Genomic DNA, 11,709 nt, shown 5'->3' on the forward strand with positions numbered 1-11,709 from the left:
TCTTTGGAACTTGATGCTAAATACAAGAATAATAAAAACGTGAAAACCTTAGAAGATAAAATAATATTGATTACAGGAGGAACTGCTGGAATCGGCTTGGAATGTGTAAAAGCCTATGTCAAAGCAGGGGCAAAGGTTGCTTTTATTGGTCTCGGTCAAGGATCGGTAGATGCTACAGCTGAACTGATCGGTGCGCCACATATCGGTATCTGTGGGGATGTTACGCAAGCCCGCGAAGTTGATTTGGCCATCCAAAAGACTATTGCTGTTTTTGGGCGGCTGGATGCAATCCATAACAATGCTGGTCTGGCAAGCCCAGCAAAGCCTTTGCATGAAACTACGGATGATGAATGGACAAGGTTGCTGGAAACCAACATGAAAAGTGTTCTTCTGACTACACGGTATGGCTATCCTCATTTAAAGGAATCTGCTGGTTGTATTCTAAATACGAGTAGTTTAGTGGGGGATATTGGCCAGGAGAACCATGCGGCATATGCTGCCACAAAGGGTGCTATCAACGCGTTGACAAAATCTATGGCCATAGATTATGCACCTGTCGGTATACGTGTCAATTCGGTTATGCCTGCAGCTGTTATGACCCCCATGCTCAACAAATGGACACTGGAGCAAGCGCATCCGACACAGGTTTTTGACTTTTTGAAGGATATTCATTTGCTGGGATACTGTCCTGAGGGCGATGTCATTGCTGATGCCTGTGTGTTCCTACTGTCAAACCAAGCACGCTTTATCACGGGGGTAAATCTACCTGTAAGTGGTGGTGCTGAATTGGGGTATCGCAGAAATGTATGACAGATTTTTTTATATTAGCTACAATTAGCTTGCATTTGAAATGCAATTTTTCTAAGTTTGGCGCGCAGTCATAGACTGTTTATAAATAATACATCAATCATGAGCCAGAAATTTATATATAATACACGTTATCCTTCTGTTGAAGATCTAAAGATTAAAGCGAAGAAAAGGATTCCCCGATTTGCATTTGATTATCTGACCGGAGGTGCAAATGAAGAATTGAACCTTGCCAGAAATGAGAATGATTTTGATAATATTCTGTTGAAGCCGCAATATCTGCTTGCGAGTGAAGAAATAGACTTATCTGTAGAATTATTCGGTCGTCGTTACAGTGCACCTTTTGGTGTTTCGCCTATTGGACTTCAAGGATTGATGTGGCCGAATGCGCCGGAAATTCTTGCGAAAGCGGCAGCAAAAAATGATATTCCCTATATTTTGAGTACAGTATCAACAAGTAGCATTGAACGTATTGCCGAGGTGTCTGATGGGAAAGCCTGGTTTCAGCTCTATCATCCTACGGAAAACAGGTTGCGGGATGATATTATTAAACGTCTGGAGGCTGTTGAATGCCCTGTATTGGTAGTTTTGGTGGATGTGCCTGCTTTTGGACTTCGTTATCGTGAAATAAAAAGCGGATTGTCTATGCCGCCTAAAATGAGTATCGCCAATATCTTGCAAACCTTTGCCTGTCCGACTTGGGGGATAGAAACATTAAGGCATGGAATTCCTTCTTTTGCAACATTGAAGCCTTACATGGAAAAGGGACTTGATTTAGCGCAGCTGGGACAGTTTATGAACAGAACATTTACGGGTAAAGTGGATGTTGAGAAAATTAAAGCTATTCGTGATCTTTGGAAAGGGCCCTTGGTGCTTAAAGGGATTGCCACCGATGAAGATATGCAGGCTGCTATCGCATTGGGCGTTGATGGAGTCATTGTGTCAAATCATGGTGGACGACAGCTCGATGCAAGTGAATCTTCGATCAATTCATTGATCCACTTGGCGAGCAACCCAGAATATAAAAAGAAGATAAAAATCATGTTAGATGGTGGTATTCGATCGGGGGTTGACCTTGCGCGGGCACATGCAGTTGGATCAGATTTCAATTTTATGGGAAGACCATTTATGTATGGCGTTGGCGCATTGGGCAATGAAGGTGGGGAACATACAATCAATATGTTTAAGACGCATTTGTTTCAGGTTATGAAGCAATTGAGTCTTTCAAAGATTGAAGATTTTCCAAAACGTCTGCAGGCTGTCCTGTAACTGCTGCAGTAGGTCGAGTTTTCGATCCAGCGTTGGGGTGGCGATCGGGCCTACGATAAAAAGAAGAAGATGTCTCTTATGTTTGTATTAAGCAAATGTAGGAGACATTTTTTTTGCTTTATAGGTTCGTAGGAAAAGTCGTCGGCTTTTACCTTTTCTCCTTTAGTTCTTAGATGCAACATATGGTAACCAAATTCCACTTTTAAACAGTGCTTGTTCAGTGCTCGTTCAGTGCTTGTTCAGTGCTTGCTCAGTGAAGACTGAATAAACAGTGACTAATTACTGTCTAAGTATTGATTGAAAACTGTTGTTTGTTATAATTTGATATGCGTATGTTTTCGTATTAATGTTTATCTTTATTATCTATAACATAATCAATCAATTATGGCAATCATCAAAAATGGTGTAAATGGAACTGTTTCCGGGAAAGCAGGTTCTGTTGTGTTTGTGTCGACTAAAACGGGAAATTATGTACGATCTCTCCCCCGCGTTAAAAAACGGGAGCCGACTCCTGAGCAATTGCTGAGTAGAAAACGCTTCAAAATTGTGAGGTCACATATTGGCCAATTAAAACCGATCATCAATATGGGTTATAAAGCGTACAGCTATCCTAAACGGGCATACGATGTCGCGATGTCTTATAATTTGAACGAAGCACTTATCCGGGAAGAAGACGGTTTTGTGATTGATTGGCCGAAATTTATGATTGCCAAGGGGAGCCCTAATCCCATCACTTCCTACACAATGGATTTCGATCAAGAAAATCAAGTGCTTCAGGTCACCTGGGAATATGATGCCTATCTGGAGGAAAAGTTTGACACGGGATCTTACGATTCGTTCTTAATCCTGTATAATGCAGGGGAGAACGGGGGTGGATATCCACTTGTGATGAACGATTTGAAAAGCAGCTTAACGTCTGGTAAACAAAATATTGAAATTCAAAGACATGGAAAGGAAATGACCTATGAGGTGTATATCTTTTTTATCGAAAGTTATGGTGGAGGTAATACAGACAGTCTGCACTTGGGTAGGCTAAAGGTTTGAGTATAAATATGGATGACACGTTTGTCTATTATAAAATTGCATAAAAAGGGGCAATCCAACTTTGCAGTGCCCCTTCCTTTTGTTTACTGTTGAAAATAGTTTACCAGTCGATATTTCTATTATCTGTTGATCCTACTTCCCATTGTTCGTTTACTTGACCGCTGTTGGCATCTTCTGGTCTGGCATATGCAGAACCAGCTGCAATACCTTGTTCAAGTTCGATTGTCGTTGTGTTAACTTTGGGGGCGATGTATGCTAATTTTTTTTCCATAATAGCTATTTTTTACGTGCTGTTTTTCTTTGTTATACCAGCAAAATTTAGTCTTTCTGATTATTGATCTATTAATTGATTATTGGCAAGGGATTTTCTTCTTTCCGGCACCTACACCCTTGATAATAGTACGTCCATCAACAAGTTGGGTTACTTTTACGGTGTTGCTTTGTGTTGCACTCCAAGGGAATGTGTTAAAGCTGTTGCCATTCACGAGTTTAAGTTCGTATAAAGGACCGCCAGATGTTTTACTACCAAACATGGTAACTTGGCCAGTTCTGCTGATGACAAGTTTGATCAATGGACTTGTACTTGTACCTTTCATGTTGTAAACCTGATCGATTCTTTTGTTGGTTTCAATATTGTTGCCGGCGTATTTGCTTCCATCAACAAACTGGATATTTTGAGAAGAAGAAGCGCCTACCTCAAATTGAATTTCCTGTTTCGCTAATTTGACACCATTTACTTCCATGTTGAATGCATTGTCCAGTTCGGTAATGTCGAAAACAAAACCATAGTCTGCGGCTGGGGCAGTAAAGCTTCTATCGATTGTTGTTCCATTGGCATAGAATTTACCGTCTTTCATAATACCGGTTTTGCCGCCCGATGTTGTTGCTGGATAGCTCCAGTCCAAACCACTGCTGGTTACATCTTGTGTACAGGTTCTGAAGTTAAGTTTCAGATCGTATTTTTGTCCAGGATTGATCTTAACATTTGGAATGGTGATGTTTGTTTTGGTCTCATCATCAAGGGTCAGACTGCCGAGCATCAATGTCCCGTTACTGGTGGTGGGGTGAATTAATAACGATGGGTTACTGATCACGGTACGTAAGCCATTTCCTAAAGCCGGGAATTGCGTTGTCACACCTGCGTTGTTCAAGCCATTGTACGTTAATGTTTCATCTGAGAATTTCAAATTTGCACTACTGTGACTAGGTTTTAGTACTGCGGTCCCGATTTGAGTGATGGCTCCGGTCATACTTGGATCCATGGTCAATGTTGTGGTGATTTGGCTAAATCTGTGTTTTAACACAACATTTAAATTGTTTACACCATTTTTTAATGTTAATGTGCCTGTGTAATACATTAAGTCGCCACTTATATTGTTTAAGCTGGCTGTGGACAGTGTATTTTGGTTGTTAATACCCGGTAACGCTGTGGTGCTATTGATCGAATAGGCAATGAATGTATATGATTTTCCGGCATCAAGAACGATACCTGCTGCAGTAGCTTCCTCACCATAACTATAATCTTTTGCCGTTACGTAAGCTCCTTGGTTGTCATAGACAACAACTTTATACTTGACGTTTTTGTCCAATGGCTTCTCTTGTGTTTGGACAGCCGCTAGTTTGGGGTTGGATGAAGCGACGAGGCTTTTTGTAACCGCTGAATTGTTTGTTAGGACAACGTCAACTGAACCACCGTTTTCTAACGGTACAGTCATTTCCTGTACATCAGGTGCATTGCTTGATGAATGCGAAGCGTTTGCAGATGCTTGCTTTTGAACAGCATTGTTGTCTGTTTCATTGTAAGCTTCTACGCCCGATAGATTGATTTTAACGACAGTTTCTCCTGTTAATGCGGTGTTTTCTCCACTTTTGTTACATGAGTAGAGGCTAAGTGCGAAAGCACTGCAGCCTAGCATGAACAGGTTTGTCAGTCGGCGATGGGGGATTAGATTCATGTTAATTGACATTTTGTTTTGTTATTGATTTTTTGATTATTTGATTTCGTTGTTGATTTGTTTTGCAAATACTCTTGCAATTGTATGCCGATTTGTATTTAAAATGTGGTATACTATTGCGTTTTTATTACTGTTATTTTTTATCGATGCAATTATATAAATAGCATTTTACTTAATCTACTGAATTTATGTTATCTTATGTTTCTTGTGGAGAAATATCTACAATAGCGTTATTTTGCATCTAAAATGCTGTTTGAACATGTTTTATATGTTTTTCTGTTAATTACAATTCGTTTTATTTGAACAATAATTTACTTATAATTAATTTTGACATTAAGCAATAATGCTGTGTAGGATTGTGCGGTTTTATGAAAGCCTAAGGGATAAAAAAAATGCTCGCTTGAGAGCGCCTGTCTCCTTATTTTATAGAAGGCAATGGAGATGACGCTAACCAATAGATTTCTGGGGTTAAGGAGAGATTTTGATTTATTTTTTTTAAATTTGCGTATTCATGAGGTTAATTGTTTTCATATTGATAGCATATATTATGGGACTTTCTTTTGTTCCCTGCAGTGATTCTAGCAATCGCTGTGAGCAGACTGCTATGGAAACACAATTAAACCAAACTCATAACCATAGTGATGACGCATCTGATGCTTGTTCTATTTTCTGCTATTGCAATTGTTGTAGTGGAAATATAACGGCTTATGCGTATCAATTCCCGCAAATAGATGGTGTCCCGGTATCAATTTATTTTGATAATCGTAATCCTTTACGCAATACAGCGATTGTTTCCAGTTATTTTGGAAGCATCTGGCAGCCGCCAAAAGTTAATGCTTAATTTTTCGTAAAAATTCTAAAAACAAATCTGATGGAGCGCGCTATGCTATTCTTTATTCAGCTTTGTGCTCGGAATCCGTTTGTTGTATTTTATTGCGACAAGCGATGAAGATATTCTAACGAGCTATTATTTAAGCATTAATCACGTATATTGTGTTAGATCATATTATAAAATTTAGCATTAAGAACAAGATCGTTATCGGTTTAATGACCTTGTTGCTTATCATTTGGGGGGCATGGAGTGCGACGAAACTACCCATAGATGCCGTTCCCGATATTACCAATAATCAAGTCCAGATCTTTACCTCTTGTCCAACTCTTGCCGGACAGGAAGTAGAGCAATTGGTGACTTTTCCAATTGAACAAAGTATTGCAACTGTACCCAAAATTGAGGAGATCAGGAGTATTTCACGCTTCGGGCTTTCTGTCATTACCGTTGTTTTTGACGATGATGTAGATATTTATTTTGCCCGTCAGCTGATCGGTGAGCGTTTGAAAGAAGCGGTGGATCAGATTCCACAGGGTATTGGTAAACCTGAGTTGGCTCCAGTAAGTACCGGATTGGGAGAAGTATATCAATATATTATCCATCCCAAAAAGGGAAGCGAAAAGAAATACAACGCAAAAGATTTGCGAACCATGCAAGATTGGATTGTTGCTCGTCAACTTTACGGAACTCCTGGAATTGCCGAGGTCAATAGTTTCGGTGGTGAGCTTAAACAATATGAAGTAGCTGTTGACCCGAATAGACTTAAGGCTATGAATATCACGATCCCAGAGATATTTACTGCCTTAGAGAAAAACAATCAAAATACAGGTGGTGCCTATATTGATAAAAAACCGAATGCATACTTTATCCGGGGGATTGGACTGGCGACTTCTTTGGAAGATGTCAGAAATATCGCTATCCGAAAATCAGGGTCTATACCGATTTATGTAAAAGATGTTGCAGATGTACGGTTTGGTCATGCTGTGCGTTATGGAGCCTTGACATACAATGGTGAGGTAGATGCTGTGGGTGGTGTCGTCATGATGCTAAAGGGTGAAAACAGTAATGAGGTGGTCAATCGTGTGAAAGAAAAACTACCGACTATCCAAAAGTCTTTGCCTGATGATGTGGTTATAGAGCCCTATTTGGACCGGACAGACCTCGTTGGACGTGCGATCAGTACCGTTGAAAAAAATCTGATTGAAGGTGCCCTGATTGTAATTTTTGTCCTGGTATTATTTCTTGGGAACTTGCGGGCAGGTCTTATAGTTGCTTCGGCGATTCCACTGGCGCTGCTGTTTGCACTTGGATTGATGAACGTCTTCGGCGTAAGCGCCAATTTAATGAGTTTGGGTGCGATAGACTTCGGTTTGATTGTGGACGGAGCCGTCATTGTGGTGGAAGCTACGCTACACCATTTAGGCTTACGAAAGTCAACCGAGAAATTGACCCAGGCCGAAATGGACCATGAGGTATTTGAGTCTGCTTCAAAGATTCGTACCAGTGCAGCCTTTGGTGAGATTATTATTCTTATTGTCTATATTCCAATTTTAACATTGGTGGGTGTTGAAGGGAAAATGTTTCGTCCAATGGCACAAACAGTTGGGTTTGCTATTTTCGGGGCATTGATTCTCTCGTTAACCTATATCCCCATGATGTGTGCTCTGTTTCTGCCGAAAAAACACAGCGACAAGAAAACGTTGAGTGACCGGATGATTGCAGGACTGCAACGTATTTATGAGCCTTTATTACAAAAAGCCATTCGGTTTAAATACCTGATCGTGAGTTTAACTGTTGCCATTTTTGCTTTGTCGGCTTTCTTTTTTAAGAATATGGGGGGCGAGTTTATTCCACAATTGCAGGAAGGTGATTATGCATTCCATTGCATACTTCCTCAGGGAAGCTCGCTTTCGCAAAGTATTGAAACCTCTATGCAGGCTTCCCGGATTATCAAAGAGTTCGATGAAGTGAAGATGGTCGTCGGTAAAACAGGAGCTGCGGAGGTGCCAACGGACCCTATGCCACCGGAAGCGACAGATATTATGGTGGTATTGAAGCCTCAAAAAGAGTGGAAGTCGGGTCGTTCTTATGAAGAACTGGGGAGCGCTATTCTGGAGAAGCTAGAAGTAATTCCGGGCGTCTTCTTTGAAAAAAATCAACCTATTCAAATGCGTTTCAATGAGTTAATGACGGGTATCCGTCAGGATGTTGCTGTAAAGATCTTCGGTGAAAACATCGATTCACTGGCCGCTTACGCCAGTGTGGTTGCTGCTCAGATTCAATCTGTTCAAGGGGCAACTTCTCCACAGGTGGAGCGCGTATCCGGTCTCCCGCAAATTAATATCGTTTATGACCGCACCCGTATCGCAAATTATGGATTGACAATTCAGGACGTTAATGATGTGGTGAGTACCGCCTTTGCCGGTCGGAGTACGGGACAGATCTATGAAAATGAACGTCGCTTTGATCTGGTCGTCAGGTTAGATACAACGCACAGAAATAGCATTGATGATGTGCGTAATCTGATGATTCCTACAGATACGGGTACGCAGATCCCTCTTTCTCAGGTTGCTGCCATTGATTATAAATTGGGGCCTGCCCAAATCAGTCGCGAAGCTGGTAAACGAAGAATTGTGATTGGATTTAATGTGGCAGGGCGTGATGTTCAAACCGTAGTAAAGGATATCCAGCAACAATTGGCTGCAAATGTAAAACTTCCCGCGGGTTATTATTTCACCTACGGAGGTCAGTTCGAGAATTTGCAAAAAGCGAGTTCGCGCCTGCTGATTGCTGTACCAGTGTCCTTATTGCTTATTTTTATGCTGTTGTATTTCACATTCCATTCCTTTAAGCAGGCCACGCTAATTTTTACCGCAATACCAATGAGTGCTATCGGGGGTGTCTTTGCATTGATGTTGCGCGGTATGCCTTTCAGTATTAGTGCCGGTATCGGTTTTATCGCCTTGTTTGGTGTGGCCGTACTCAACGGTATCGTTTTAATTGGGACATTCAATCAGTTGAAAAAAGAGGGCGTCGATGATATTTTTCAACGCGTTAAAGAAGGTACTTTGACCCGTTTACGTCCTGTACTGATGACAGCGACAGTGGCCTCACTGGGCTTTTTACCGATGGCAATAAGTACAAGTGCCGGCGCTGAAGTTCAGAAGCCTTTGGCAACGGTTGTTATCGGCGGATTGATAACGGCAACTTTCCTGACGTTGTTTGTGCTGCCCTTATTGTATATAATCTTTAATTCTAAATTGAATATGAAACGAAGTAGGGGTGCTAAGACCTTTGTTACAGTACTTGCTTTCTTATTTATGGCCTTGGGATCTCAGGTGTTTGGCCAAGAGCGCATTTCTGTTACAGAAGCTGTGGAAACTGCGCTGAAGAGCAATCGTCAGTTTCAGATCAACCAGGCTGAAATTCTGGGCGCTGGTTTCAATGTTAAAACGGCAACCGAAATCCCCAAGACCGGGATTTTTGCAGAAAATGAAGATTACCGTCCTACGGATAAGGCCGGCTTATTGAAAATTGGTATAACGCAAAGTATTGCCTGGCCCGGGCTCTATGCGGCGCGTAAGGAGTATTTTAAACAGCAGCTAAAATATGCGAATTTAAATACGGATGTATTGAAAACAGCGATTACTAAAGATGTGAGGACAGCCTATTTTCAACTTTGGTATCTCCAGGATCGCCAAAAGCTGTATATGGAGCTGGATAGCATCTATACAGCCATGTTCAAAGCAACTGAACTTCGCTTCAGAACGGGTGATGTGGCTGCGCTGGACAAGATCGCAGCTGAAGCAAAACTAAAGGAACTGCAAGCACAGCTTGTTCAAAACAAAAAGGACATTGTTATCCAGCAACAGCAACTTATGCTCTTGTTGGACCGTAACGAGTGGATGCTCCCATTAGATCAGTCCTTGGAGAAGATTCTCGTAAACGCCAGTCCATCTGAGGAAACAGCACATCCTTTACTTGTTTTACAGCAGCAAAACGTAAATATCGCTACATCAAATATCAGTGTTCAGAAAAATACAAATAAGCCTGAGTTCTCGGGTCGATTTTTCTCCCAACGCGTTTGGGGAGCCAAAGATCCATTATCGGGATTTTCGGTCTCCGCATCTTTTCCGGTCTTTAGCCTAGGCGCGTATAAAAGTAAAGTGAAGGCTGCCAACGCTGAAATGGAAGTTCAACAGCGTAAGTTGGAATATGAGACGCAGGCATTCCAGACAAATAAAGGAAACGCACTTGCTGAAATTGACAAGAATAGTGCGTTACTACAATTTTATGAGTCTTCGGGTTTAAAACAAGCTGATGCCATCATTAAAGCGGCCAGTTTGGGTTATAGGACAGGCGAGATCAATTTTGCTGAATTAAGTCAATTTTTAAGTCAGGCCATTGGGATTCGCCAGAATTATTTAGAAGTCCTCAATCAGTATAATCAATCAGCAATTCAATATAATTACTTCAATAACAAATAAGTCAACAATGAAAGTTTTCATAAAGATATTTATCGTATGCATAGCCGTTACTGTTTTTTACGGTTGCGGTTCTAATGAGTCGGAGCCTAAAGGTCAACCGGAGGGAAAGGAAGCGCCTAAATCCGAAGAGGGGCATGAGGAAGGTCCGGTTACTGTAGCGGCACTGAGTGCTGAGCAAATAAAAGCTGTGGGCATCGTTTTTGGAGGTATTGAAGAGAAGGAACTAACGGCTACAATCAAGGCCAATGGACTTTTAAGTGTACCCAATAACAATAAAGCAAATGCAACGGCGCTTTATGGTGGTGTTGTAAAGACATTAAACGTGCAGCTGGGTGATCACGTACGCAAGGGGCAGGTGATCGCTACGATCACCAACCCCCAGTTTGTACAGTTGCAGGAGGAATATGTATCCCTTGCAAGTAAGATTACCTTAGCTGAACAAGAAATGGCAAGGCAACAGGAACTCAATGAAGGTAATGCGGGCGCACGGAAAAATCTGCAGGCAGCAACAGCAGACTTCAACAGTTTACGGGCTCGAAAGGCCTCTTTGCAACAACAGATCCAATTGATGGGCATTAATCCCAATAGCGTGAATCTTTCTAATATGCGGACCTCATTGGCCGTAACAAGCCCTATCAATGGAACAGTAAGTAATGTTTTTGCGAAAATTGGGAGTTATGTAGACGTCTCTTCGCCCGTGATTGAGATTGTTGATAATAGTCTGTTGCATTTGGATCTGCAGGTGTTTGAAAAGGATCTACCTTTGGTTAAAGTCGGACAGCTCATCAACTTTCAACTGACCAACAACCCGGATAAGACCTATACCGCCAAAGTTTTTACGATTGGATCTTCCTTTGAAAATGATAGCAAGACCATCGCTGTGCACAGTACGGTTGTGGGCAGCAAAGTAGGGTTGATTGATGGGATGAACATCACGGGTATGATCGGTGTCAATAATGTACGGACTCCGGCTGTTCCGAATGATGCAATCGTGGAGGCTGACGGCAAGTATTATATTTTTGTGGAGACAGACAAGAAACCTGAGGAGCATGAAGAAGGGCACGACGATCACGGGCATGCGCACGATGAAGGTGAAGCAAAACATGCGCATAAAAATGAGCAAGAAGCTGGGCAGCATGGCGAAGAACAGGCTAAAAACATCAATTTTGAAAAAATAGAGATTCAAAAAGGCGTGTCTGCTTTGGGATATACGGCGATTACCCCGGTTACCGAAGTTCCTGCCGGAACGAAAATTGTTGTAAAGGGGGCCTTTTTTATCAATGCTAAAATGAGCAATACAGGTGGGCACGAACATTAA

General features: G+C 41.6%; 8 protein-coding genes. 6 read left to right on the forward strand and 2 right to left on the reverse strand.

The genetic code is table 11. The features are described 5' to 3' along the window. Nucleotides 1-39 precede the first annotated feature (39 nt). The 3 genes from ACHWSC_RS26405 to ACHWSC_RS26415 all read left to right on the forward strand — a co-directional run bounded on the left by ACHWSC_RS26405 (nucleotide 40) and on the right by ACHWSC_RS26415 (nucleotide 3,120). Nucleotides 40-810, forward strand: a complete 771-nt coding sequence (locus tag ACHWSC_RS26405; protein WP_394678864.1) for an SDR family NAD(P)-dependent oxidoreductase — start codon at nucleotides 40-42, stop codon at nucleotides 808-810. A 99-nt stretch (nucleotides 811-909) separates the two neighbouring features. Further along, entirely contained in the window at nucleotides 910-2,076 is a 1,167-nt protein-coding gene (locus ACHWSC_RS26410) for an alpha-hydroxy acid oxidase (RefSeq protein WP_153845979.1), read from the forward strand. A 384-nt stretch (nucleotides 2,077-2,460) separates the two neighbouring features. Beyond that, entirely contained in the window at nucleotides 2,461-3,120 is a 660-nt protein-coding gene (locus ACHWSC_RS26415; protein WP_394678865.1) for a DUF6266 family protein, read from the forward strand. Between the two features lie 100 nt (nucleotides 3,121-3,220). Here ACHWSC_RS26415 and ACHWSC_RS26420 read toward each other — a convergent pair whose 3' ends face one another. Together ACHWSC_RS26420 and ACHWSC_RS26425 are read right to left on the reverse strand one after the other, a co-directional pair. Then, the gene (locus ACHWSC_RS26420) at nucleotides 3,221-3,391 is read right to left on the reverse strand and encodes a hypothetical protein (protein ID WP_394678866.1); all 171 of its coding nucleotides are present in this window, start codon (nucleotides 3,389-3,391) and stop codon (nucleotides 3,221-3,223) included. Between the two features lie 79 nt (nucleotides 3,392-3,470). Then, nucleotides 3,471-5,075, reverse strand: a complete 1,605-nt coding sequence (locus tag ACHWSC_RS26425) for a hypothetical protein (protein ID WP_394678867.1) — start codon at nucleotides 5,073-5,075, stop codon at nucleotides 3,471-3,473. Nucleotides 5,076-5,586: 511 nt separating this feature from the next. On the opposite strand from ACHWSC_RS26425, the gene ACHWSC_RS26430 reads away from it, so the two are divergent. The 3 genes from ACHWSC_RS26430 (at nucleotide 5,587) to ACHWSC_RS26440 (ending at nucleotide 11,709) form a co-directional block, all read left to right on the forward strand. Further along, nucleotides 5,587-5,916, forward strand: coding sequence for a DUF6660 family protein (locus ACHWSC_RS26430; RefSeq protein WP_201671317.1), 330 nt, complete (start codon nucleotides 5,587-5,589; stop codon nucleotides 5,914-5,916). Nucleotides 5,917-6,068: 152 nt separating this feature from the next. Next, nucleotides 6,069-10,391: a CusA/CzcA family heavy metal efflux RND transporter gene (locus ACHWSC_RS26435; RefSeq protein WP_394678868.1), complete on the forward strand. Its 4,323-nt coding sequence runs from the start codon at nucleotides 6,069-6,071 to the stop codon at nucleotides 10,389-10,391. A gap of 7 nt (nucleotides 10,392-10,398) precedes the next feature. Beyond that, entirely contained in the window at nucleotides 10,399-11,709 is a 1,311-nt protein-coding gene (locus ACHWSC_RS26440; protein ID WP_394678869.1) for an efflux RND transporter periplasmic adaptor subunit, read from the forward strand.

Origin of the sequence: uncultured Sphingobacterium sp., from assembly GCF_964277905.1 — a bacterium.
GTDB classification, from domain to species: Bacteria; Bacteroidota; Bacteroidia; order Sphingobacteriales; family Sphingobacteriaceae; genus Sphingobacterium; species Sphingobacterium siyangense.